The organism is Aminobacter sp. 01T433 (genome assembly GCF_056398585.1).
This window is the reverse complement of the sequence record NZ_JBFTPR010000002.1, coordinates 297,029-321,903: the sequence shown is the minus strand read 5'-3', so window position 1 is coordinate 321,903 and position 24,875 is coordinate 297,029. Positions and strand designations below refer to the sequence as shown.

Below are 24,875 nucleotides of genomic sequence, written 5' to 3'. Positions count from 1 at the left end.
GGTCTGCAAGCTTGCGTGGTCAAAAACCATGCATGCGAGGATATTCGCGCTTGAAAGATACCGGTGCCACTGACGTCAGTGCGAAAATAATATTTGCAAATGCATATTACTTGAATAGGCTGAGCAAAACTTGGGCTTCGGGCCCGTCAAGGAGGAGGAGAGCCAAGATGAGTGCCAACCAGACGCTGGCGGATTTCGCTTCAGCAATCGCCACGGGCGCGGTCCAGATCGTCGACCTGACCGCTCCGCTAGGGCCGGATACCCCGGTTCTCTATCTGCCGCCGGATTTCGCCAAGAACACGCCGAAGTTCAAGATGCACGAGATCTCGCGCTATGACGCGAACGGCCCATGGTGGGCTTGGGGCTGGATGGAGTTGGGTGAGCACACTGGAACGCATTTCGATGCCCCAGCGCATTGGATTTCCGGCAAGGATGTCGCTCAGGGCACCACTGACACCGTGTCGCCGCAGTCCTTTGTCGCGCCTTGCGTGGTCATTGATTGTTCGAAGCAAGTGGCCGAAAACCCCGATTTCCTGCTCACCGCCGATGGCATCAAGGCATGGGAAGCCATCCACGGCGCGATCCCCAAGGGTGCCTGGGTACTGATGCGCTCGGACTGGTATCACCGCAACACTTCCACCGAAGCCTTCCTGAACGCCGATGAAAAGGGCCCTCATACGCCTGGCCCGAGCGTCGATTGCGTGCGCTACCTGGTAGAACGGGGCGTGCTCGGCTTTGGCAACGAATGCGTCGGCACCGATGCCGGCAGCGCGGTGGCGATGGACCCGCCATTCCCGGCGCACAGCCTCTTGCTGGAAGTCGGCAGCTACGGCCTTGCCAGCCTGTGCAACCTCGACAAGCTGCCAGCCACGGGTGCCGTGCTCGTCGTGGCGCCGCTCAAGATCGTCGGGGGTACCGGCAGCCCTGTACGCGCCTTCGCGCTCGCGCCTCGGGCCTGAGCCAGTATTTCATTGAGGACTGCGGCGGCTCCCACCGCCGCCGTCGCCGTCAGGCGGATGGAGCTTCTTCGAGGCGACAATCACCACGGCGTGGGCCGGGTTGTCATTTGGCGCCCGGCCTTTCGTTTTAGGCCGACGTTGTGTGCCTGATCTAGGCAGCGACGCTCTGGACGGTTGCCGGATAATCGGCTTCATGGCAATTCGGACAGCGACGAACTCCATCGAGCCGAACAGGTAGCAATGGTCACGAAATACTTCCTCGGGTCGTTCAGAGAGGCAGGCGACGGCAACCGCCTTCCCAGCCTTGGCGAAATCGGGCTCAACCGCTTCGCACCGCATCTCATCAACCGGCTGTCGGCAAGCTATAACGCCAATCTGCAGGAATTGCTGCGCCCGCTCGACCTGACGACGCCCAAGATGCGGGCCATAGCGCTGCTAACGATCTCGCCAGGATTAACCGTCAACGAGCTGTCGTTCCTTGCCGTGGTCGAGCAGTCGACGATGAGCCGCACCCTCGATGCGCTCGAAGAGCAGGGATTTGTCCGCCGCCTGTCGCGCGCCGACGACATGCGTGTCCGCGAAGTTCACATCACCGATGCCGGTCGCGATGTCTTCCAGCAGTTTTGGCCGGTGCTGTTTGGCATCTTTTCACAGCTGTTCGAAGGTATCGAACCCGACGAGTACGATGCCTTCATCGTCACGCTGCACAAGGTTCTGCGCAATGTCGACAAGTTCAGCGTCGATGAAGCTGCGGCGAAGGCCGGCGACGGAAAAACCGAGGCGTAGGCGGGGCAGGAAAAACCCTCACGCGAAGCTTCTGACGGTTGCCAGCGCGCCATCGAGCGACTTGCCGGCTTCGTCCTGTAGCGCTGCCTGAACAAGACGCTTGAGCCAGGTTCCGCCATCCTCCCGTGCCTGCAGCATGGGAACAGCTGACAAAACCTTGTCGAATTTGCCCTGGCCGCGGCTGTGCGTATCAGAGTAGCCCTTGACCAGTCTACGACTGCCCACCACGGCGGCGGCCAGATCATAGTTTGTCGGCAGCATGGCCGTGGCCGTATCCAGCCAGTTCTTGATGTGTGCCATCTCGCGCTTGTGACGCAGCATGGAGCGTCGTATCGGCTTCAGGCTCGACAAGGCATAAAGTGCAATGAACCAGCTGATAGTGCCGGTGCGCACCCGCCGACCCTTGCTGAACAGTCGCTCCAGCAGCTTGAGCAGCGTGGGCCGGCTCTCGATGAATTGCCCCAGGAATGCCGGCATGGTGCCAACCACCTCCTCGGCCCGCGGATGCATGTATTCGGTGGTGTAGACGAGCTGTTCGCCAGTCGCGCCGATTTCCTTGCGCACGCGCTCGAAGCGCGTCGAACGGGTTTTCAGGTCGGCGACGCGCACGACATCGTCATACGCCATGGCGACGGCGAGGTATTTGGCGATCTCCTGGCTGAAGCCGAAGTTGCTGGCTTCACCGCCAGCGTCGCGGTCGAGCGTTAGCAGGCGCGACGCGGTGTCGAGATACTCCTCGGCGTAGCGCGGGTCCTGGAAGTCGACCAGCTTCTTCGTGCCGGCATAGAGCATCGGCGCCAGCACCGGCGGGAACTCGGAATGGATGCGGTCAAGCAGCCGGTCGAGCTTCGGGTGCCCGACCGAGATGGGCGCGTCCGGCAGCAGCTTCTCCGGCATCTTAGCCACTTTTTCGGGCTTACCGTCGCGTGCACGGTCGAGGGCCGAGCCAAATGCGCGCAGGCTAGCTTCAACGCCCTTGCCACCGGCTCGCACTGCATTCTCGAAGGCTTCGCGGGCGAAGGGCAGTACATTGGCACCAGCCAAGGCTCCGAACATGGCCGACGAAATCACGCTGCCGTTTTTTTCAGCCAACGCCTGCATATCAAAGAGGATCGTCCTTTTCGCCGCGACGCCAAAGGCATCGACCACGGCCAGTGGATCGCCCGTGCCATCGCCAGGCACTTCCTTTTCGCCGACCGCATAAGAGCGATGGGTCGACGCGATCAGCACCGTCTTGTCCGGCGTGACCAGCCCGCGCAGCATCGACCGGCCAGCTTCCATGAATTCGGCGGCGAGCACAACGTCGACGTCGCCCGGCGTCGGCATAAGCGAAAGCACCGGCATCTGGCCGCCCTTGGGTTTGAGCATCTCGACATAATAGATCGTTGCGCCTGTGCGCTGGGCAACACCCGGCACCGAGGTTGACTGGGCGACCCAGCCCTCTGCCTCGGCGAGCGCCACCACCCAGTCGGCCAGAACGCCGCCGCCCTGACCGCCCATGGCAAGGATGGCGATCGAGATTGGTTTTTCGTCGGCTGATATTGTGGTCACAGGTTTGCTCATTATTTTCACCCGAAGACCACGCGCCGGGCTTCGCGGCGGCGCTGCAGGAAACCGATGACGGCGTTGCGCAGTTTCGCTGCGAAGCGGTCACGCCGCGACGGATTGTAGATGATGTCGGCGCGGTAGAAGGATGGGCACAGTACCGCGGCTTCCGAGACTTCACCGCAATTTCCGCAGCCGACGCAGGTGTTGTCGATCGCCACCACCGGATCGTCGCGTAGTGGGTCGTCGGTGTGCTTGAGCGACAGCGACGGACAGCCGGACAAGCGGATGCAGGCATGGTCGCCGGTGCAAGTGTCCTCATCGACGCCGAAGCGCTCGCGCACCATCCGCTGGCCTGACTGGACCGCCTTGGAGAACAGCGGTTTTTCCCGACGCTGCCGGTTCAGCATGCACTCGGACGAAGCGACGATGATTTTCGGACCTTCCTCCTTCGAGGTCAGCGCCTCCTTCAGTGTGTCGCGCATCTTGGCGACATCATAGGTGCGGTCGATCTGGCGCACCCATTTTGCGCCGATGCCCTTGACGGCGTTGACAATGGAATTGTTGGTCGAGCGCTCCGGATTGTCGGCGCGAGACGACAAGATGTCCTGTCCTCCCGTCGCCGACGAATAGTAGTTGTCGACGACCATGATGACGCCGTCATGCTTGTTGTAGACAGCATTGCCTACGGAGGTGGTGAGTCCGTTGTGCCAGAAGCCGCCATCGCCCATCACCGAGATGGCGCGCTTGCCTGCGTCGACATTGAAAGCAGATGCGGAGGCTGGTCCCAGGCCGTAGCCCATCGTGGAGCCGCCGATGTTGAACGGCGGCAGGATGGAAAAAAGATGGCAGCCGATGTCGGCCGAGATGTGGTGCTCGCCGAGTTCCTGTTCGACCAGTTTCATGGCAGCGAAGATCGGCCGTTCGGGGCAGCCAGTGCAGAAGCCGGCGGGGCGTGCCGGCACGACTGCGTTCAGCGCCTTGACCTTCGGGTCGGCGAGCACCGCGTCGGCGCTCGGAAGCGGCGGACGGTTGCCAAGCAGGGCCACGGCGTGTTCTTCAAGGAATGCTTGTATGCCGTTCATCAAAACGGCTGCGGTATAGTCGCCGCGGATGGGCAGGACACCTTTGCCGGCGAGGCGAGTGTTGATGTCGCGGCGACGCAGGATGCTGTTGACGGCCTGTTCGAGATAGTCGGGGTGGCCTTCTTCGACCATCAGCACGGCGCGTTTGGAAGCGCAGAACGCCGTCACTTCATCGTCAATCAGCGGATAGGTCACGTTGAGCACATAGAGCGGAATGACTGTGTTGCCGTAGGCGTCGGCGAGGCCCAGAAGCTGCAGCGCCCGCATGACCGAATTGTACATGCCGCCTTGCAGAATGATGCCGACATCGCCTTCTTCGGGGCCGAACCATTCGTTCAGCTTGCGGCTCTTGATGAAATCGATGGCCGCCGGCCAGCGCTTTTCGATCTTCTCGCGGTCGTGCACTGTAATCGACACCGGTGGCAGCACGATGCGGTTAAGGTCGCGCACCGGGTTTTCCAGCGCTTCCTTGATGGTGAAGACGGGACGCTTGTTATCCTTGGCAATGAACTGGCCATGCACATGGCAGGCGCGGATACGCACCTGCATCATCACGGGCGTATTGGAGGCTTCCGAAAGTTCGAAGCCGTCCTCGACGGACTTGACGATCGATTCGAGATTGGGACGCGGGTCGAGCAGCCACATCTGCGACTTCATCGCGAAGGCGTGGCTGCGCTCCTGCGGAATGGATGAGCCCTCGCCATAGTCTTCGCCGAGGATGATCAATGCACCGCCCTTGACGCCGCTCGACGCCAGATTGGTCAGCGCGTCGCTGGCGACATTGGTGCCAGCGGTCGATTTCCAGGTCACGGCACCGCGCAGCGGATACATCACCGACGCCGAAAGCATGGCAGCGGCGGCGGCCTCAGAAGCGGAGGATTCGAAATGCACGCCGAGTTCGTCGAGCACCGGTTTGGCGTCGGCTAGCACATCCATCAGATGCGAGATCGGCGAGCCCTGATAGCCGCCGACATAAGACACGCCCGACTGCAGCAGCGCCTTGGTGATGGCAAGGATACCCTCGCCGCGAAAGAGCTCGCCCTCACCAAGCTTGAGGTCCTCGACCTCCCGCGCAAATGACCGTTCCGCCATGTCGACCCTCCCAGGCGTGGCCAGACCGCCACGGTGGCTCGACCTCCCACGGGGCCGCCAGGCTTCCCGGGTGTCGAGCCACATAACTATGAAAATGCATATTCATGAGAATGCATGGAACTGTCAATCCATTTGCATGAAACAGCCAGTTCGAAGCATCCACATTGGCTGGTTCTATCCACCGTCATCGAGGCAAACCAGTTCATAGCAAAGCTGAATGCATGCCTGTGCATATATATAGAGAAGAAATGCGGTTGGCGTCGCAGATCCACCGGTGCACCCAAGCAAAAAACGTCCGCGGCGACGGACGCCTTTGAGTTCATTCGCGGCGGCTCCTCGGCTCATCGGCGCAACTCACCTGATTACGTTGCCCTGGGGACGTAGCCAATCCGATGGCCGACAGACCCTTCAAAGCCGCGATCGCCCCTACCCTAGGCTTTCTGGTTCGCAAAAGAAATGACAGCAAACTGTCACTATTTACACATATGATAGAAATATGTCATTGAAGAAAATCCGAGGAGGGGACGATGACAGGAACCGTGCGCGAGAGATTGGCTGCTGCCCTGAACCAGGGATCGCGCTCGAACCGAGCCATCGCTACCTACATGATCACCAGTCTCAATGAGCTACCTTTCGAGACAGCATCGAGCATGGCCGAGAAGGTCGGGGTCAGCGAGCTGACCGTCGGCCGCTTCTGCCGTTCGCTGGGTTATCAGCATTTCAAGGATCTCAAGGCGGACCTCAAGACCAACATCGCTGACACCCCATGGTTGATCGGCGACCGGCTGCGCGAGTTCCAGGCAACAAGCAAGAAGGGGGGCGGAGATCTCGCCAGGCCTGGAGCTGGAAATGGCGGCACTGGTCAAGGTCTATGAGCTGGCCGGATCGGCTCAGTTCAAGGCAGTCGTCGATCGTCTCGCAACATGCGAGCGAATTTTCATCGTCGGTTTCCAGAGCGAGCGCGGCATCGCCGTCACCATGGCGCACCTGCTGCAGTATGTGCGCGACGGCGTGCAACTCATCGATCTTTCCGCCGGAAATTTCTCGGAAGTGCTGCTCGCCGACCCCAAGAAAACCGCGCTCGTAATGTTCGATGCGAGGCGATACTCGCGGCAGGCCGCCGCGCTGGCGCGCCGGGCAACTGATGCCGGCGTGCCGGTCACGCTCGTCACCGACCAGTTCTGCGATTGGGCGCACGGCGCCACCTCCGAGGTCTTCGCGCTGCCGTCGGAGATCAATCTGTTCTGGGACACCAACGGGCCGATGCTCTCGCTTGTTCATCTCATGTTGAACGGCGTGATCGGCGAACTTGGGTCCGACGTCGAAGTCCGACTCGACCGCATGTCCCGGCTCTACGGCGAATTCGTCGGCCATGCCGGCGGGCCGGAGCGCTGACACGGCGCTCATTTCCTATGCAACACACATCACTGCAAATCAGGGAGGATTTGACATGAACCGGCGTGAATTGATTGTTTCGGCATCACTGCTCTCGCTTGTCGCAGCGACGGGCTTGATAACGTCGGCCAAAGCCACCGAAACAGAAGCCGTCATCGTTCTGGCCCGGCAGGAACAGGGAGCCGCCAGCTACGATCCGATCCGCGCCGTTACCCTGAACATGGCTGCCGGCCTCATCTACGACCGCCTGGTCGAGCAGGCCGCCGACCAGTCCTATCATCCCCATCTCGCCGAATCCTGGGACATCAGCCCGGACGGACTGGCCTGGACGTTCAAGCTCCGCAAGGATGTAAGCTTCACCGACGGCGAGCCTTTCAACGCGGCGACGATCGTCTGGTGGATCCCCAAGTTCAGGGGCACCGAAAACGAATACATGGTCGACGCCATCGACCGCGTCGAGGCCGTCGACGAGCACACGGTGCGGTTCGTGCTGAAGCGGCCCGAGCCGAACCTGATCTTCAATCTGGCCATGATGAACATGGGCATCCCCAGCCCGAAGGCGTTCGACGCAGCAGGCAGCGAATATGGCGTGATCCAGGCGGTGGGAACCGGGCCCTACAAGCTCGAGAACTTCGTGGTCGGCCAAGAGACGGTGCTGGTCAGCAATGAGGACTATGCCTGGGGCAGTCCGCTGTCAGAAAACAGGGGGGCACCGCACATCAAGCGCCTCACTGTGCGCGAGCTCCCCGATGCGTCCACCGCCTTCCTCGAACTCAGGACGGGAGGCGTCGACATGTTGCTTGACCTGCCGACCGACTTCCTGCCGCAGATCCGGTCCGAGGCCGACATCGACATGCGCGACCTCCCCGGCTACGGCATCACGTTCGTTGCGATCAACACCCGGGCCGCGCCGTTCACGGACATCCGTGTGAGGCAGGCAACCGCGCTCGCCATCGACCAGAACGCGATTCTCAAGAGCGTCTATGGTGATGTCGGCAAGGAGGCGCACCAGCTACTGGTCAGCACCTTGCAGGAATCCAAAGTCGATCCGGCCGTCGAGATCCGCAACGATCCTGCCCGGGCCGCAAGGCTGCTCGACGAGGCAGGCTGGATGGCAGGCGCCGACGGCATTCGCAGCAGGGACGGCAAGCCGCTGCAGGTCAAGCTGTGGGCCAGAGCCGACACCGAATACCGGCGCACTGCGGAGATCATCCAGGCGCAGCTGAAAGCCGTGGGGATCAGTACGGAAATCACGGTGTTCGACGCCGGCACCTATCGCGATCAGTTCCGCAGGCCCGAGCGCGAGCTCGTGCTGCAACCCTATTCGTGGACCAACGCCGATATTCTCGACTGGTTCTTCAGTGCCAAGCGACTGGATTCGTGGAACCTGTCGATGTGGGACGACCCCAAATCCGAGGAATTGCACGATCTGGCGATGTTCGGCTCCAAGACCTGGGACGAGCGTGCTGCAAATTTCCGGAACTACCACGCCCATCTGCTCGCCAATTTTGTCGCTGCCCCCGTCCACGAGCCGGCGCAGACGATGGCGTTCAACAAGACCCGTCTCGCAGCACCCCAGTCGTTCCGTGCGCCCTATTCGATCGTCGACATCAAATCCGCGCAATAACAGCAAGGCCAGAGCTATGGATATGATGAAAGACCCCGCCATCGCTGCCAAACTGGAGCGCTATCTCGATGCCGAAATCGAGGCGCACGGAATTCCAGGCCTGGGGGTTGCAATCGTGCGCGACGGCCAGATCCTGCATCTCGGCGGTCACGGGCTGGCCAATGTCGAGCATGGAGCCAAGGTCAGCCCCGACACCATTTTCCACTCCGGTTCGACCGGCAAGATGTTCACGGCAGCCGCCGTACTTCTTTTGGTACAGGATGGACTTCTCCAGCTTGACCATACTGTCGATCGCTACCTGACCGAGGTGCCGAGAAGCTGGGCCGGGATGACAATACGCCACCTGCTGTCGATGACGAGCGGCCTTGGCAACTTCGTCGACGTCTTTGCCCCGACACCTGTCGAAAACAATGTCGTTCCGGTCAATCTGTGGCAGGACCACAGCGATGCCGATCTGCTAGCGCTCGCCAGCCTGTCACCACTCGCCTTCGCGCCGGGCGAAAGCTACCTCTATTCCAACATCAGCTACATCGTGGCATCGCTGGTGGTCGCCCGTATCGCTGGCAAGCCATACTTTGCTCTGCTTCGCGAAAGACTGTTCGCTCCAGCTGATATGACGAGCGCACGCGAGGCCAGCTGTCGTGACATCGTCCTAAACCGGGCCAGCGGATACAGCCGCGACGAGGGGCAACTGCGCAACAGCCACTGGACCGCGCCGACCATGCTGCGCACGGGCGATGGCGGGCTCTATTTTTCGCCGCGCGACATCGCCCACTGGTTCATCGAGCTAGACAGGCCCCACCTGTTCCGACCTGACACTATCGACCAGATGTTCCAGCAGGCTCTGATGTCTGATGGTCGCCCGACCATCAACGGCTACGGACTGGGCTGGCAAAACTCCGAGGTTCGGGGCCACCGCAAAATCAGGCACGGCGGCACCTGGGATGGTTTCCGCGCAGAACTTGCCCGCTTCCCTGACCAACGACTCTCAGTGGCGGTGCTGGCCAACATCGACTCCGCTCAGGTGGCGCGTATCGCGCACAGGGTCGCCGGGTTCATCGATGCCACGGTCGCGCCTTATGAGGCCGTCGCCGACGCCAATCCCGCGCTCACCAGCCAAGACAGCTCATTGATCAGGGCAATTGCGGCGCGCTGCATACCCTCCAACGCCTTCAGCGGAGAATGCTGGCGGCAATGGTCGGACAAGTGGTTCGACCAGGTGATCGCCGAAAGCGAATCCGATCTTGGCGCCGCTCCCATGGAGCTGGTCGAAGACACCGGGCTGCGGCGGCGGTATCGCCTCGCGACAGGCCGCTACCACATGCACTGGACCGTCGACCGCCAGGGCGACGGCCGCATCGCGGCCATGCGTTTCCACATGGAATGAGATGCCTTAAGCACCATGCGGACGTCAGGTCCGCATGGTTTCGGCGCGTGGTTACCTGCGTGCCCCGGATACATCATCCGAAGCGCGCCAGGGCATAGGGCGCCGGATCGGCGAATGTCGGCTCGCCTGTCATCATTTCGGCCAACAGGCGTCCGGTGACCGGGCCGAGGGTCAATCCGTGGTGATTGTGGCCAAAGGCAAACCACAGCCCCTTGTGCCGATAACCCCGGCCGATCACTGGCCGCATGTCGGGCAGGCACGGGCGCGATCCCATCCAGGGTTTGGGCTCGATGCGCTGCCTAAGCGGGAAAATCTGGCGAGCGAGCGGTTCCGTCCTGTCCAGCTGAATCGGGTTTGGCCTCCTGCCGCGCGATGCGAATTCGACGCCCGTGGTCAGCCTGACACCCTGAGCCATCGACGCCAGCACGAAACCACCATCGGCATCGACAACGGGATGATTGAGCTGGGCGTCGCCATCGGTCTCGAAATGGACATGGTAGCCGCGCTTCATTACCAGCGGGATCTTGTAGCCGAGCGAACGCGAGATCGTGTCCGTCCAGGGCCCGAGCGCGACAACGGCCTCCGGTGCCTCGACGCTCCCGCTGTCGGTGACGATGCTCCAGCCCGTTTCCTCCTGCCGCAGTTGCTGGGCATCGCCTTGCAGGAACAGCCCGCCGCGGTCGACGAAATGGCTGGCATAGGCTTTTACCAGCGCCCCCGGATCGGCAACGGTGGCCGGATCGAGCCAGTGCACGGCGCCGACCAGCGCGTCGGAGAGATCCGGTTCGCGCTGTTGCAGCGCCTTGCGGTCGAGCACTTCGTAGTTCAGGCCGAATTGATGCAGGGCGTTGGCAGCGTCCCGCCCCTGCCCGAAGGTCTTCTCGCTTCGGTAGACCTCAAGCCAGCCGGCCCGGCGCAGCTGCGGCAAAACACCTGCCTCAGACATCAGCGCTTCATGCTCGGTCACCGAACGCTCGATAAGCGGCTGCATGTCGGCTGCGGCGCGCGCCAGCGGCTTGGGCGCCGACTCGCGCCAGAACCGCCACAGCCACGGCGCGATCCGCGGCATCTGCAGCCAGTCGAAACGCACGTCCGCCGAGAGGTTTAACGCATAGCGCATCAGCTTCGAAAGCTCGCGCGGCGCGCCATAGGGCACCACGCTCGAGCGCTCGATCAGCCCGGCATTGCCATAGCTCGTTTCCTCACCGGCGCCACGGCGGTCGACGAGGATGACGGAGCGACCGCGCCGCTGCAGCTGCAGCGCGACCGAAACGCCGATGATGCCGGCACCGAGCACAACAACGTCGGCTCGTTGGATATGTGGCTTCGTCATCGGCTTCCTTGCTGTCATTGCCATGCGCTTAAAGTGTCATGTCGCGGTCGAGCGGGAAGATCGGACGCGGGACGTTGCTGTAGGGCATCCTGGAATAGTCCATGGTGCAGAGCGCGCCACTGTCACAAACGATGACCTGGCCTGCGATGGGTTCGAAGGCTGCCCGGAAATGCTGCATCGACTTGAGCCCGACCACGCGATGACGCGCCGGATCGATGCCAAATGCCCGGAATTGCTGGAGATCGCGCATCTGCGACGGCTCGGTAACGACAAGCACGGCAATGCCGTCGACCTGCACCACAGCCGTCGGGCCAAACGAGAACTCCAACCCGCCCAGCTGCTCTCCATCGCCGATGAGCTTGCCGTCGCTGATGACCAGCAGCTTGCCGGTCACTTCAAGCGGATCACCGCCGAAGCGCGGATCGGTCTTGCCGCCAAGCCTGAGTTGGACGGTATCGCCGACCGTGGCGCGGTGAAGCCGGTTCGCCGTCTCCGGATCGACGATGGGACCGAAGCAGGCATCGTCGATGCCCACTTCCAGTAAGGCTCCAAGCAAGGCCGTCGCGTCGCCATAGCCGCCGGCACCGGGATTGTCGGCATAGTCGGCAATTATCAACGGGCGGTCGCCGCGGTAGTCATGCGCGATCTCGGCTGCCTGCATCACCGTGTGGAAGGTGTTCAGCACGTTGAAGCGGTTGTCCCAGATCTCGTCGGCGATGCTTTCCGCGAAGGCCTGATGCCGCGCCGGATCACCGTCATAGGTGACGAGCACAGTCGGACCGACCTCGGGAATGTCAGCATTAGGAAAGGCACCGTTGATGCTGACCGCTAGCGCTCCTGCGGTCTCTTGATATGCACGCGCCCGTGCGATCCATTCGACCATCGGCCCTATGTCGGTGCGCCCGGCATTGGCCTCCTCCAGCATCGGCCGGCGCGCCAGAAGTGTTTTGGGGCGGATCTCGCCGGCCATCGTCTTCTGCAGCAACTCGCCGGCGTGACGCGCGATCTCACGCATGTCGATATGCGGATAGGTCTTGAACGAGATCAGGATGTCGGCGTGCTCGCACATCTTCGCCGTGACGTTGGCATGCGGGTCGAGCGTGACGGCGATCGGCAGATCCGGCCCGACCACGGCGCGCAGCCGCTCCAGCAGCTCGCCTTCGCCGTCGGGCGAGAAGTCGGTGACCATCGCACCGTGCAGGCCAAGCAAGATGCCGTCGATCTGGCCCTTGGTTTCCGCCGCCGCCTTGACGATGGCGCCGCCGATGCGGTCGAACGCATCGCGCGTCACGGGTCCCGCCGGCTCGGCGGCGGTACTCAGCACATGCTCGATGGCCCAACCATATTTGCGTCCGATATCGAGGAAGCCGGCGATCTCAGTGTTAGCTTCGCCACGGGCGCGAATGGCGTCGTCGCCGAACAGCACTCCTTCGACAGTGAACGCATCATAGTCCGTTTTGCGGACACTGAATGTGTTGGTCTCATGCGAGAACTCAGCGGTCAGAACACGAAAGCTCATTATCGGTCTCCAGATGTTCATTAAGGCGTTTCGGATCGATCAGGCGCGCGTTACCGTTGCGTTCCTCGTCGAGGGACGCGCGCTCCTGATCGGGCAAGTTGGTTTGGTGTGTTTGGAAAGGTGACCGCGCCAGCGCGGCAGCGGCCGCCCCAAATCAGTTGCGGCTACTCCATGTGGAAGCGCATTTCGCTCACCAAGTCTTCGGTGTCGCGGCTGATCGTCCAATGCAGGTGGTAGCCGCCCATCTCCAGCCGGTAGCGCCGCGCATCAGCTTCCTGATGCGTAAGCTCGAGCGGCACTCCGGCTACCGCGACGCCACTCGCGGCGATCTGGTCGAACCAGCCATTGCTCCACAGCCGCCATGCCTCTTCGACAAAGCCGTCGCGCGGCGCGCGGCGATCGACGATGGCTTGCAGCAACCCGTGGTCGCGTTTCGTCAGAGCTTCGTTGCCGTCGGCAACCGGCTCGTAGGGCGCCAGTGCGGGGTCGACGATCCCGGCAATTTTCTGGCCGATCCGGGCGACCTGGGCCTCATCCGTGTTGCCGAGCACGCAGACCGACAGCTTGCGCGCCGGGAACCGCGCGATCTCGGCGCGGAACCCGTCCCAGGTGCCGCCATGCCGGATCTTGCGATGGCCGCGGATCGTGGAGTTCTGCCAGCCCAGCGCATAGTTGTTGAACGACGGCTGACCGTTCTTCATCTGCACAGGCTCCGACATCAGCGCGATGGTTTCGGGCCGGAGCACCGTCGGGCTGTCCAGTTCGAGCAGCCAATGGGCGATGTCACGGGGCGAGAAATAGAGCCCGCCATCGCCGGTGCGCTGCAGCGTGGGTGCCGCCCAGTAGCGGTTCTCCAGCTTGCCGTCGCGGATGCAGTGGCCGGCGGCGCGGTTCGGCACGAGGTCGAACCATGAAGCCTCACGCGCTGTCGCCATACCGATCGGCTCGAACAGCCGCTCGCGTAGCAACTCGTAGTAAGGCTTGCCCGAGATGCGGGCGACGACCAACCCAGCCAGGATGTAGCCGGTATTGCTGTACTGATAGCCCTCGCCCGGCTGGTACACGAACGGAGAACGGCGGGCCAGGTCGATCAGCTGCTCGTCACTGTGGTCCTGCCACAGGTTGAGGGGCACGGCGCTACCCTCGCAGCCATCCGTCGCTGAGAAGACGATGTCGAAATTGCCGAAGCCGGCCATCATCGACAGCAGGTTGCGGATGGTGATTTCGGCCCAGCTCTCCGGCCCCTCGGGAATGTAGCGGCTCAACGGGTCGTCGAGCTTGATGCGGCCGTCCTGCAGCAAGAACATCACCGAGGCCGAGGTGAACATCTTGCCGGTCGAGCCGGAGTGGAAAACGGTATCTGGCGTCACAGGCACCTTGTTCTCGACATTAGCAAGGCCATAGCCGGCGAGGTGAACGATCTCGCCATCGTGGACGATGGCGACGCCGAGGCCGGGAACCTGGCTGTTGTCGACTTCCGATTGCAGATAGCGGTCGAGTTCTTCGGTGAAGTTCATGCTCGTTTCCTGGTCTTCAAAGCCGTGGCGAAGCTGTAGGGCACCTGCAACGGCAGTCTTTGTGGATGTGTTCATGCGACCGACCTCTGATCGACTGCCATGTCGGGCACGGCAGTGAGCGGATGATGACAGGCCGCCTGATGCCCGCTGCCTTGCGACGTCAGCGTAGGCCGCACCCGGCGGCAGAGATCGGACACACGAGGGCACCGGTTGGCGAAAGCGCAGCCGGGCGGCAGGTCGTAGCCGCTTGGGATTTCACCGGCGAGCCGCGTGATCGTACGGCGCCGCTTCGGATCGGGCTCGAAGGTGCTGTCGAGCAATGCGCGGGTATAGGGATGCGCGGGCGCTGTGTCGCTCGGCAGCACCTCGACGATGCGGCCGAGATACATGACGAGGATCTGGTCGCAGAAATAGCGCACCAGTCCGAGGTCGTGCGAGATGAACAGATATGTCAGCCCGAGCTCCTGCCGCAGCCGCTCGAGTAGCGAAACGATCTGAGCCTGCACCGAAACGTCGAGTGAGGCAGTTGGCTCGTCGAGCACCACCAGCGACGGGTTGAGCGCCAGCGCCCGGGCGATGCCGACGCGCTGTTTCTGGCCGCCCGACAGCTGGTGCGGATAGCTTGCCGCCAACGCGCTGTTCAAGCCGACCATGTCGAGTAGCGACGAAACGGTCTCGTCGGCGGCTTTCGGCTTCACCCCCTGCACCCGGAACGGTTCGAGCAACGCATCCCTGACCGAGTAGCGCGGATCGATCGCAGAATAGGGATCCTGAAACACCAGCTGCATGCGCTGGCGCAGGCGGCGCATATCTCCACGCGAAAGCGACGCCATGTCGATACCGTCGAACTGCACCTGCCCTTCGCTCGGGTTGATCAAGCGAAGCACCAGCCGCGCCAGAGTAGACTTGCCGCAACCGGATTCGCCGACGACACCGAGGATCTGGCCCTTCTTCAAGGTGAACGAAACGTCGCTGACGGCGTGGAACACTTTGCGCTTGCGAAACAGCCCGCCGTCGCTGAAACGGCGGCTGAGCCCATTGACGGCGAGAAGATCGCTCATGCTGCCTCCGCCACGTGGCAGGCCACGCCATTGCCGCTCGCGCCGACGCGCAGTTCGGGGATTTCGACTCGGCAGCGGTCCGCGACGCGGGCGCAGCGTGGATTGAACCTGCAGCCCGGCGGCTGCGCCGCAGCGCTCGGAACCATGCCAGGGATGGCGCTCATCGTGCCGCGTGCCATGTCATGCCGGGGGATGCAGCGGATCAGCGCTTGCGTATAGGGATGACGAGGGTGTTCAAACAACGCGTCGACCTCAGCCAACTCGACCACGCGTCCGCAATACATCACCGCAACGCGATCACAGGCCTGGGCAACGACGCCCATGTCGTGGGTGATCAGGATCAAACCCAGCCCGCGCTGCCGCACGAGGTCGACGAGAATCTGCACGATCTGAGCCTGGACCGTGACATCGAGCGCAGTGGTCGGCTCGTCGGCGATCAACAGCTCAGGGTCGCCAGCCAGCGCCATGGCAATGACGATGCGCTGCTTCATGCCTCCGGAGAGCTGGTGCGGGAACAGGTCGTAGACAGAGGCAGGATCGGGGATCCGCAAATCGGCCATCAGCTCCAGGCTTCTGGCGCGCGCAGCACTTCTGCTGAGGCCTAGATGGAGGCGAGCCGCTTGGTCGACCTGTGGCCCGATCCGCATCATGGAATCGAGCGAGGTCATCGGGTTTTGTGTGATCAGCGCGGTGCGCCCGCCGCGCAGCCGCCGCATCTGCCGCTCCGGCAGCCCGACGAGGTCGGTGCCGTCGAAGCGGATGGTACCGGCAGCGACCTGACCGCCGATGCGCGGCAGCAGTCCCATGATCGCGGTCGCGGTCAACGACTTGCCCGACCCGGATTCTCCGACGATGCCGAGGATCTCGCCACGGTCGACGCTCAGCGTGACCTCGTCGACCGGCGAGAAGGCGCCGAACCTGATACGCAGCTTTTCCAAATCCAGCAGCATCTCTACGCCTCCCTGAACTTGGCGCGGACATCGAGCGCAGCGATGACTGCGTCGCCGAACAGGTTGATGAAGACGACCGTCAACGCTACCGCGAGGCCAGGCAGCAGGATCACCCAGGGCGCTATGAACAGCTGCGCCGTGCCGGAGCTCATCATCGCGCCCCAGCTTGGCGTCGGCGGCTGCGCGCCAAGTCCGAAAAAGCCGAGCGTCGCCTCGAGGATGATGGCATCCCCAGTCGCCAGCATCGCCGCCACCAGAACCGGTGCCAGCGCGTTCGGCAGAAGATGCGAAAACAGGACGTGGACGTGGCCGGCGCCAAGGCTGATAGTCGCCTCGACATAGGTCTCGCTCTTCAGCGACATGATGTAGGTTCGCGTCAGCCGGGTGAACTGCGCGAGGTAGGCGATGGCAATGGCGATCACCACGCCCTCCAGCCCCGGGCCGATGATGGCGACCAGCATCAGTGCGATAAGGATCTCGGGAAACGACCAGGTCAGATCGATCACCGTCATGACCACCCGGTCGAACGTGCCGCCGAAATAGCCGCAGGTGGCGCCGAGAACCAGGCCGAGAGCCACGGAGATGCCGATCGCCGTGACGCTAACCGAAAGCGAGGTCCGCGCGCCGGTGATCATCCGCGACAGTACATCGCGGCCGAACTCGTCGGTGCCGAACAGATGCGTCAGCGACGGAGCCTGGTTCATGATACCCAGGTCCTGCTGGTCGTAGGGGTACGGCGAAAGCCAAGGCGCAAACAGCGCGCCGATGACCAGAAGCAACAGAAACGCCCCTGAAATGCCGCCCTTGAATGTGGAGACGGCCTTGAGCAGTGCCAATGCGCGATGCTTGATCATGCCCGTGCCTCGCGCTGGCGTGGATCCATCGCCGCCTGGACGATGTCGCCGATCAGGGCGCCGATGATGACGGCCATGGCCAGCATGAGAAGGCAGCCCTGCACCAGCGGATAGTCACGCTGGTTGAGCGCCCGGATCAGCAGCGAACCGAGGCCAGGCCGGGCGAAGACATATTCGATCGTCACGGCACCGCCCAAAACCCAGCCGATGCGCAGGCTGAGAATGGTGACGACCGGAACCATGGCGTGGCGCAGCACATGGCGCAACTGGATGATGAAGGGCGGCAGGCCCTTGGCGTGCAGCAGCGTCACGAAATCCTGCCGCGACGTCTCGATCATGGCGATGCGCGTGACGCGGGCTACAAGTGCTATGCCACCGAGTCCGGCAGCGATCGTCGGCAGGATCAGCGAACTCCAGCCGCGCGCCCCTGACACCGGCACCCAACCGAGCCAAACCGCGAAAACCAGGATCAGCAACAAGCCGAGCCAGAAGCTCGGCACCGTCGAGCCAAGTAGGATAAAGCCGGTGATCGTGTCGTCGACGCGGGTGCCCTGATAGCTCGCCGCGATCGCGCCGGCGGCGATGCCGGTCAGCGTCGAAAACAGCAGTGCGGCAATGCCCAGCTCGAGGCTGTAGGGCAGGTTCCGGGCGATCAGCGCGCTGACCGGGCGCCCCTGTATGATCGAGGTGCCGAGATCGCCGGTCAAAAGTCGCCCCATCCAGGTGACGTATTGCTCGACGAGGCTACGGTCGAGACCGTACTTGGCCGCAATCATCAGCCGCTGCTCGGGCGTCGAGCCAGCGCGCATGAGATTGTCGATGGGGTCGCCCGGCACCAGGTGGATGATGAAGAATACCACCAGCGAGACGACGAAGAATACGGGCAGCAGCAAGGCAAGCCGCCTCAACGTGAATCCAATCATTATCGTCCCGCCGACCGCTTAACCAACGACCTTGATGTCGACGGCCGTTGCCTGCACCAGCTGGGTGCCGCGCAGCTTTTCCGGCACTTCGAGCGTGGTTTTGTTGAACGCATAGTTCTGCACCGGCTCGTGGATCGGCACGAACAGGAAGTTGCCGATCAGGTTCTCCTGATACTTCTTGAAATTGGCCACCCGCTCTTCTTGCGTCTTCGACTGCTGCATGGCGACGTTGCGAAGCTCCTGCGATTTCTCATCCTGCCAGCCGGATGAGTTCGGATAGGGAATGTTGGTGGTGCTGAAGAACCAGTCGAGAATGTCGGCGTTGTTCCAGCCATACTGACGCACCGCGAGCTGATGCTGGCCTTTCTTGAGCTGATCGACGACCGTCGTGCTGTCGAAGATGTCGATCTCGACAACCATGCCGATTGCCTTGAGCTGCGCCTGGACGATCTCGGCAGTACGTTTGATCGCCGTCTCCGACTGCGCCGTCAGCTTGATCTTCAGCGGCTTGCCGTCCTTGACCCGGATGCCGTCATCACCGCGCTGCCACCCGGCCTTGTCCAGAAGCTCGTTGGCCTTGGCCAGGTCGTGGTGGATTTCCAGCTTGGGATCGATCTTCGATTCCACCAACGTGCTGATCAAGAACTGGTGCGCTTCGAGGCCGACGCCGTTGAAGACGCTTTTGAGGATGGCGCCCTGGTCGACCGCCAGCGCGGTTGCCTGGCGTACGGCGGCATCGCCGAAGGGCTCGGCTCGGGTGTTGAACGCGAGGTACGTGATCCCGAAGCCAGGCAGGCTCCGGAAGTCCAACATCTCTTCTGCCTGAAGTTGCGGCAAGAACTGGTCCGGTACCCCAAGCAGCAAGCCGACACCGCCCGTCTTCAGTTCGAGAAAGGCCGTGGAGGCGTCGGGAATTTCGCGCAGGGTCAGCCGCTTGACATGCGGTGCTGCCTTGTTGTCCGAGAGGTCACTGCCCCAGCTGTAGTCTTCATTGGCGACTAGTACGGTCTCCTGGCCTACGGCGAAGCTTTCGAACTTGTAAGGCCCGGTTCCGACGGCCACGGTCACGCCAAAATTGTCACCGGCCGCGTCGTAGGCCTTCGGAGACGGGATGCCCATAAAAGACGACGCCAGATTGTAGATCAAATTCGGCTCCGCCCGTTTCATGACGAAGCGAACAGTGTAGTCGTCGACAACCTCGACACGATCGATGGCGTCGACAAGGTACTCGTTGGGGCTGCCTTTGAACTTGGGGATCCACCACGCTATGGTCGCTGAATTGAACGGTTCACCATCATGAAAGCGAACGCCTTGCCGCAACTTGAAGGTCCAGTTCATGCCGTCGGGGCTGTTCTCCCAGGATTCGGCGAGATGGGGATGATAGGATTGGTCGACATCCTGCTCGATCAATCGGTCGTAGATCAGGGTCGCGACGGTGCTGAGCAAGGTGGCCCGAATTGGATCGTGATGAGGGGCGCCTATTTCGGCACTGCCGAGAGCGAATACAGCCTCCGGTTCTGTAGCCCGCGCTGAATATCCTCCAGCCAGGCCGAGACCCGCGGCCAGCGTGACCACCGATACCGAAGCAAGAAACCCACGTCGATTCATGTTCAACCTCCCCTTGGAAAATTGGCAAATGCCCGCCATGCCGCGGAAGCAGCATTTTTTCGGCAACAGACAAGAATTCGCGATGTGGCGTGGTCATATGACCTGAGCCAGCTGCGCGTCGTTTCCTCCCGGTTGCTGTGCGGTACTGGCAATATCCAGCTGCTCAGCAACGTTTTTCTTCCCCGCTCCTCAACGAGGTTGCGTTCAAGCTATTTTGAAAAAAAACAAACGTCAATCGATTCTGTGATAGAATTCTTACAAGAAGTCCCGCCCCAGACAGAGAGAGAAAAATGACGGAATCGGTTCGCCGCAGGCTTGTCGAAAGCCTCGCCACCGCTACCAACGCCGAAAAGGCGCTGGCGAACTACATGTTGGCAAATCTGAACGGCGTGCCGTTCGAGACCTCGGCGACCTTGGCCAGCAAGGTCGGCGTCAGCGAGCCGACGGTCGGGCGATTCTGCCGGACGCTAGGTTATGCCCGCTTCAAGGACCTCAAGGAGGACCTCAGAGACAATATCGGCACGCAACCCTGGCTGGCCGGGGACCGGCTGAGGGAATTCCGCGAGCGCAGCCAGAACGGCGATGCGCTGGCGCGCAGCCTGGAGCTGGAGATCGCCGCACTGCTCAGGATCTACGAGATCGCCAACACCAAGGAGTGGCACCGCGCCGTCAAGCGCCTGGCGAGTACGCCCCAGCTATTCGTCGCCGGCTTCCAGACTGAGCGCGGCATCGCCCAGTACTTCGCAAACCAGCTGCAATACCTTCGCCCCGGCGTTCAGCTGGCCGACATCGCCGGCGGCAACTTCAGCGAGATCCTGCTGAACCCGCCCAAATCCACCTGCCTGGTGATCTTCGAGGCCCGCCGCTATTCGCGCCTGAACCTGCTCCTGGCGCAGGAGGCCAAGAGGGCGAAGGTTCCAATCACGTTGATCACCGACGCCTTCTGCGACTGGGGGCGCGACCTCGCCGACGAAATGTTCGTCGTGCCCACCGAGTTTGGCATGTTCTGGGAATCAACGGCGCAGATGGCCAGCCTCGGCAACCTGCTGATCAACGGCATCTTCAACGAACTTGGCGTCAGCATTGAAGGACGCATGAACAAGGTCTCGGAACTGCACGGCAAGATCACCGGCTATGTCGGCGACTAAACAGGTGCCAGCGGCGAACAGTCGAATGATCACGTTCAAACCGCATTATGGCAGTCCACCGATTGGCTAGCGCTCGGCAGCGGTGTCGCGTTGGAGGCGGCTATTGCCCGTGGCGCGTCGGCTTCTAGAATTTTGGCTACCCAACTGTCATCATGCCACAAAATTGACCCGACAAGAACAATACCAGTTTAACACCTGAAAAAAAATCTGCATAAAGGGGGCGACTTTCCACAGGTGGCTCCGATGGGCGAACAGGCAATCCTCGACTTCCTCGCAAAACAGCTTTCGGGCGAAAGTGGCGAACCGCTCTACCGCCGGCTAGAAGACGCCATCAAGCAGACGATCAGCACCTCGCACCTCAAGCGCAATGCGGTCATCCCCAGCGAGCGCGCCCTGTGCGATGCGCTTGGCATCTCGCGCGTCACCGTGCGCAAGGCCATCGACGGCCTTGTCTCCGACGGGTTGCTGGACCGCCGCCAGGGCGCAAAGACTGTCGTGTCGTCGCGGCTGGAGAAGTCACTTGCGACCATGACCAGCTTCTCCGAGGACATGCGCTCGCGCGGGCTGGAGCCTGGCTGCGTGTGGATTTCGCGTGAGATTTCACGGCCATCGCCGGCCGAGATGATGGCTTTGGGCATCTCCGGCAGCGAAAAAGTCGTTCGCCTGCGCCGCCTGCGCACCGCCGACGACATGCCCATCGCCATCGAGATCGCCACGCTGCCGGCCCGTTTCGTGCCCGATCCGCAAGCTGTTCAAGCCTCGCTCTACGAATATCTCGAGGCAACCGGCGCCAAGCCCGTTCGCGCACTGCAGCGCATGCAGGCCAAGCCTGCGAGCGAAGAGGAGCGCCAGTTGCTCGGCACGCCCGACGATGCCAGCCTGCTCATCATGGAGCGCCGCTGCTTCCTCGCCGACGGCCAGATTGTCGAGTTCACCCAGACCAAATACCGCGGTGACATCTACGACTTCGTCATCGAATTGATGCGATAATACCAGTTCAAAGCCTGTTGCAATCTGGTCTTAGACTGCTACCGTCTGGGCATCACAGGAGATGCCCGCGTGCCGCTTGACTTCAAAGCCCTCGACAATGGTCTCATCGTGTCCTGCCAGCCCGTGAAGGATGGCGCCATGGACAAGGCCGAGATGGTTGTGGGCTTCGCGCTGGCGGCCATCGACGGCGGTGCCGCCGCCCTGCGCATTGAATCCGCCGAGTACGTTGCGGCCGTCCGCGTAGCCACCGAAAAGCCGATCGTCGGCCTGGTCAAGCGCGACCTCGAGGACACACCCGTCCGCATCACGCCTTGGCTCGAGGACGTTGATGCGCTCGCTGCAGCTGGCGCCGACATCATCGCCTACGACGCCACTCAACGAATCCGCCCGGTTTCGACCAGGGCGCTCATCGAACGCATCCATTCCCACGGCCGCGCCGCCATGGCCGATTGCTCGGTCATCTCCGATGCCGAGCGGGCGCTGGCCGAGGGAGCCGATGTCGTCGGCTCCACGCTTGCCGGCTACACCGGCCCGGTCGAGCCAACGGAACCCGATTTCGCGCTCATTTCGGCGATGCGCAAGCTAACGCCGTACGTAGTCGCAGAGGGCAATGTCCGCACCCCCGCCCAGGCGCAGCAGGCGCTGGCATCGGGCGCATCGATGGTCGTGGTCGGCTCGGCCATCACCCGGCCGGAATATGTGACCTCCTGGTTCCGCTCGGCCCTCGACGAAACCATCGCCAAGGCCGGGGCCTGATCGCCATGGCCGACACCGTTCTCGCGCTCGACATCGGCGGCACCAAGATGCTCGCCGCGCTGGTGCGCGGGCCCGAGGTGGTCAAAACTCACAAAATGCCGACCCCGCGCAGCGGCGACCCCGAGCAGTGGCTGACGGCCCTGTTCGACGCAATTTCAGGCTGGAAAGGCCGCTACGACACAACAGGCATCGCCGTCAGCGGCATCATCGACGACGGTTGCTGGTCGCCACTCAACCGCAAGACGCTCGACATTCCGGAGCGATTCCCGCTGGTCGCGACCGTCAGCAGGCTCGCAGAAACCGAGGCCGTACTCGCCGCCAACGACGCGCAAGCTGCCGCCTGGGGCGAATTCGCCTTCGGCGCCGGCCAAGGCCAGGATCTCGTCTTCCTCACCATTTCGACTGGCATCGGCGGCGGCATAGTCGTCAACGGCCGCCTGCTCGGCGGCCTCGCCGGCCATTTCGGCCTGCTGCGCAGCCTCAACGAAGATGCCGGCGTCTTCGAGGATCACGTCTCCGGAAACTGGATCGCAGCCCAGGCCGCGCCGCATCAGGCCGGAGCCACCGCGCGCGAGGTCTTCGAGGCGGCAGCGGCGGGCCACGCCTGGGCCAAGGAAATTATCAAGGCGTCGGTTCGCCAGACTGCCCTTTTGTGCCGCAACATCAAGCTCATGCTCGACCCCGCCCGCATCGTCATCGGTGGCGGTATTGGACTTGCGCCTGGGTATCTCGAATCCGTCCGACAGGCGCTGGGAAGCCTGCCGCCACGGCTCACCCCGCAGCTTCACGCCGCAGCACTCGGAGAGAGCGCCGGCGTCGTGGGCATCGCGGATTTAGCAAACCGTCAGAACTGAATAAGAGGGAGAACACCACATGACATTTTCGAAGATCAGAAAGGGCGGCCTGATCGCGGCTGCGATCGCCAGCCTTCTGGCGAGCCCCGCCTTCGCCAAGGTGACCGTGCTCGGCTGGCCGGGCGGCCCCGAGGAGACGGCACTGCGCGCGGCTGCCGATGCCTACAACGCCAAGGCCGACGTATCGGCCGACAACAAGGTCGAGTTGCTGTTCTTCAACCGCGACGGCTTCTGGGACAAAGTGCAGGCCGACCTCGCTGCCGGCACTACCGCCTTCGACGCCAACTTGCTCGCGACCTATTCGATCGGCCGCTATGCCCCGTACATGGAACCAGTCGAGCTGTCGGACGAGGCCAAGGCCGTCTACGGCGACTCGGTGCTCACCACGATGCAGTACCAGGGCAAGCAGTACGGCGTGCCGACCGACCTGTCGCTGCACTTCATGTATTACCGCAAGGACCTGATCGAGGCGCTGCTCAAGGACGACGCGGCCAAGGCCAAATTCGCCGAGATTTCCGAGAAGCACCTCGGCAAAAAGCTCGAGCCGAAGAACCCAGACGAGTGGACCTGGGACGACTACGCGGCGACCGCACTGTATTTTACCCAGGCCGTGAACCCCGACAGCCCGACCCGCTATGGCACCGTGCTGCAGCTCAAGAACCTGCTGTTCAACATGATGGTGTTCCAGTCGCTGCCGCGTGCCTATGGCGCCAACTGGATGGACGCGAATGGCAAGGTGACGGTCAATTCCGACGCCTATCGCAAGGGCCTCGAGACCTACAAGCTGCTCTATGACGCCGGCGCCACCCCGCGCGACTCGCTGTCTTACGAGTTCGCCGAAGCCAATGCCGCCTATGCGTCGGGCCAGGTTGCCGCGATGATGCAGTGGAACGCTGCCGCTTCCGACCTGACCTCGAAGGACAAGTCGCCTGCCGTCGCCGAGGTCACCGAGACCGTCGCGCCGCCTACAGGTCCCGAAGGCCGCTTCACTCACATCCATGGCCTGGGCTTCGGCCTCAACAAGAACGCGCCCAACAAGGAAGGCGCCAAGGCCTTCATCAAGTGGCTGTCGTCCAAGGAAGCAGCGCTGATCTACGCCAGGAACAGCGGTGCTCCGGCGCTGACGCCTGACGTCGTCAAGGAAGTCGCTGCCGAGCGCCCGGACCTGGTCAAGCTCGGCGAGTTCGCCAGCAAGTATGGCTACGTCATGAACGGGGGCACCTCGGCCAACGCACAGTCCGTCTACCAGCTCCAGGCCAAGGAGTTCACCGGCTACTGGTCGGGCGCGCAGTCGCTCGACGATGCACTTAAGAACACCGAAAAGGGCATGACCGACCTGCTCAAGTAAGCGTTTGGCCGATGGCGGCGCTTTTGCTGCCATCGGCCATCCCAACAGGTTCAGGATTCGGCACCTCCCCGCGATTTCGTGCCTACGGGCATGTCGACGGGGCGATCCTGGCACCATTTTCCCGCCCCGCCATGCGGG

The 24,875-nt window shown here is 62.5% G+C and carries 21 protein-coding genes; 11 read left to right on the top strand and 10 right to left on the bottom strand.

The features are described from left to right. Nucleotides 1-167 precede the first annotated feature (167 nt). Nucleotides 168-959 carry a cyclase family protein gene (locus AC1DLV_RS04265; protein WP_476798327.1) on the top strand — a complete coding sequence of 264 codons (792 nt, stop codon included), beginning with the start codon at nucleotides 168-170 and terminating at the stop codon, nucleotides 957-959. A gap of 240 nt (nucleotides 960-1,199) precedes the next feature. Continuing rightward, nucleotides 1,200-1,745 (top strand): MarR family winged helix-turn-helix transcriptional regulator, encoded by a 546-nt coding sequence (locus AC1DLV_RS04260; RefSeq protein WP_476798326.1) that lies wholly within the window; start codon nucleotides 1,200-1,202, stop codon nucleotides 1,743-1,745. A gap of 18 nt (nucleotides 1,746-1,763) precedes the next feature. Here the strand turns inward: AC1DLV_RS04260 and AC1DLV_RS04255 are convergent, their stop codons facing one another. Both AC1DLV_RS04255 and AC1DLV_RS04250 read right to left on the bottom strand, forming a co-directional pair. Continuing rightward, nucleotides 1,764-3,308, bottom strand: a complete 1,545-nt coding sequence (locus AC1DLV_RS04255; protein ID WP_476798325.1) for an indolepyruvate oxidoreductase subunit beta family protein — start codon at nucleotides 3,306-3,308, stop codon at nucleotides 1,764-1,766. A 5-nt stretch (nucleotides 3,309-3,313) separates the two neighbouring features. Next, on the bottom strand, nucleotides 3,314-5,467 hold the full coding sequence (locus AC1DLV_RS04250; RefSeq protein ID WP_476798324.1) for a thiamine pyrophosphate-dependent enzyme: 2,154 nt from the start codon (nucleotides 5,465-5,467) through the stop codon (nucleotides 3,314-3,316). A gap of 527 nt (nucleotides 5,468-5,994) precedes the next feature. Here AC1DLV_RS04250 and AC1DLV_RS04245 point away from each other — a divergent pair. The 4 genes from AC1DLV_RS04245 to AC1DLV_RS04230 are packed head-to-tail and all read left to right on the top strand — an operon-like array spanning nucleotide 5,995 to nucleotide 9,876. Beyond that, on the top strand, nucleotides 5,995-6,342 hold the full coding sequence (locus AC1DLV_RS04245) for a MurR/RpiR family transcriptional regulator (protein ID WP_476798323.1): 348 nt from the start codon (nucleotides 5,995-5,997) through the stop codon (nucleotides 6,340-6,342). After that, complete coding sequence (locus AC1DLV_RS04240) at nucleotides 6,317-6,862, top strand: MurR/RpiR family transcriptional regulator (protein WP_476798322.1); 546 nt, start codon at nucleotides 6,317-6,319, stop codon at nucleotides 6,860-6,862. Before AC1DLV_RS04245 ends, AC1DLV_RS04240 begins: the two co-directional genes overlap by 26 nt. A 55-nt stretch (nucleotides 6,863-6,917) precedes the next feature. Then, entirely contained in the window at nucleotides 6,918-8,489 is a 1,572-nt protein-coding gene (locus AC1DLV_RS04235) for an ABC transporter substrate-binding protein (RefSeq protein ID WP_476798321.1), read from the top strand. A 22-nt stretch (nucleotides 8,490-8,511) separates the two neighbouring features. After that, nucleotides 8,512-9,876: a serine hydrolase domain-containing protein gene (locus AC1DLV_RS04230; RefSeq protein WP_476836122.1), complete on the top strand. Its 1,365-nt coding sequence runs from the start codon at nucleotides 8,512-8,514 to the stop codon at nucleotides 9,874-9,876. Nucleotides 9,877-9,949: 73 nt separating this feature from the next. Here AC1DLV_RS04230 and AC1DLV_RS04225 read toward each other — a convergent pair whose 3' ends face one another. The 8 genes from AC1DLV_RS04225 to AC1DLV_RS04190 form a co-directional block, all read right to left on the bottom strand. Then, nucleotides 9,950-11,209: an NAD(P)/FAD-dependent oxidoreductase gene (locus tag AC1DLV_RS04225; protein WP_476798319.1), complete on the bottom strand. Its 1,260-nt coding sequence runs from the start codon at nucleotides 11,207-11,209 to the stop codon at nucleotides 9,950-9,952. A 28-nt stretch (nucleotides 11,210-11,237) separates the two neighbouring features. Beyond that, nucleotides 11,238-12,728 carry a M81 family metallopeptidase gene (locus AC1DLV_RS04220; protein ID WP_476798318.1) on the bottom strand — a complete coding sequence of 497 codons (1,491 nt, stop codon included), beginning with the start codon at nucleotides 12,726-12,728 and terminating at the stop codon, nucleotides 11,238-11,240. 164 nt (nucleotides 12,729-12,892) lie between these two features. Further along, on the bottom strand, nucleotides 12,893-14,320 hold the full coding sequence (locus AC1DLV_RS04215) for a serine hydrolase domain-containing protein (protein WP_476798317.1): 1,428 nt from the start codon (nucleotides 14,318-14,320) through the stop codon (nucleotides 12,893-12,895). Then, nucleotides 14,317-15,306, bottom strand: a complete 990-nt coding sequence (locus AC1DLV_RS04210; RefSeq protein ID WP_476798316.1) for an ABC transporter ATP-binding protein — start codon at nucleotides 15,304-15,306, stop codon at nucleotides 14,317-14,319. The genes AC1DLV_RS04215 and AC1DLV_RS04210 overlap by 4 nt, the downstream gene beginning before the upstream one ends. Next, nucleotides 15,303-16,256: an ABC transporter ATP-binding protein gene (locus tag AC1DLV_RS04205; RefSeq protein ID WP_476798315.1), complete on the bottom strand. Its 954-nt coding sequence runs from the start codon at nucleotides 16,254-16,256 to the stop codon at nucleotides 15,303-15,305. Before AC1DLV_RS04205 ends, AC1DLV_RS04210 begins: the two co-directional genes overlap by 4 nt. 2 nt (nucleotides 16,257-16,258) lie before the next feature. Continuing rightward, nucleotides 16,259-17,110: an ABC transporter permease gene (locus AC1DLV_RS04200; protein ID WP_476798314.1), complete on the bottom strand. Its 852-nt coding sequence runs from the start codon at nucleotides 17,108-17,110 to the stop codon at nucleotides 16,259-16,261. Next, on the bottom strand, nucleotides 17,107-18,033 hold the full coding sequence (locus AC1DLV_RS04195) for an ABC transporter permease (protein ID WP_476798313.1): 927 nt from the start codon (nucleotides 18,031-18,033) through the stop codon (nucleotides 17,107-17,109). Before AC1DLV_RS04195 ends, AC1DLV_RS04200 begins: the two co-directional genes overlap by 4 nt. 18 nt (nucleotides 18,034-18,051) lie before the next feature. Continuing rightward, complete coding sequence (locus tag AC1DLV_RS04190; RefSeq protein WP_476798312.1) at nucleotides 18,052-19,641, bottom strand: ABC transporter substrate-binding protein; 1,590 nt, start codon at nucleotides 19,639-19,641, stop codon at nucleotides 18,052-18,054. Nucleotides 19,642-19,931: 290 nt separating this feature from the next. Between AC1DLV_RS04190 and AC1DLV_RS04185 the strand changes: the two genes are divergently transcribed. The 5 genes from AC1DLV_RS04185 (at nucleotide 19,932) to AC1DLV_RS04165 (ending at nucleotide 24,737) form a co-directional block, all read left to right on the top strand. Beyond that, a complete protein-coding gene (locus tag AC1DLV_RS04185; RefSeq protein ID WP_476798311.1) occupies nucleotides 19,932-20,789 on the top strand; it encodes a MurR/RpiR family transcriptional regulator in 858 nt (285 codons plus the stop codon). Nucleotides 20,790-21,032: 243 nt separating this feature from the next. Further along, the gene (locus tag AC1DLV_RS04180) at nucleotides 21,033-21,779 is read left to right on the top strand and encodes a GntR family transcriptional regulator (RefSeq protein ID WP_476798310.1); all 747 of its coding nucleotides are present in this window, start codon (nucleotides 21,033-21,035) and stop codon (nucleotides 21,777-21,779) included. A 69-nt stretch (nucleotides 21,780-21,848) separates the two neighbouring features. Beyond that, a complete protein-coding gene (locus AC1DLV_RS04175; protein ID WP_476798309.1) occupies nucleotides 21,849-22,535 on the top strand; it encodes an N-acetylmannosamine-6-phosphate 2-epimerase in 687 nt (228 codons plus the stop codon). Nucleotides 22,536-22,540: 5 nt separating this feature from the next. Next, entirely contained in the window at nucleotides 22,541-23,389 is an 849-nt protein-coding gene (locus AC1DLV_RS04170; RefSeq protein WP_476798308.1) for an ROK family protein, read from the top strand. A 19-nt stretch (nucleotides 23,390-23,408) separates the two neighbouring features. Beyond that, nucleotides 23,409-24,737 carry an extracellular solute-binding protein gene (locus AC1DLV_RS04165; RefSeq protein ID WP_476798307.1) on the top strand — a complete coding sequence of 443 codons (1,329 nt, stop codon included), beginning with the start codon at nucleotides 23,409-23,411 and terminating at the stop codon, nucleotides 24,735-24,737. The last annotated feature ends 138 nt before the right edge of the window (nucleotides 24,738-24,875 follow it).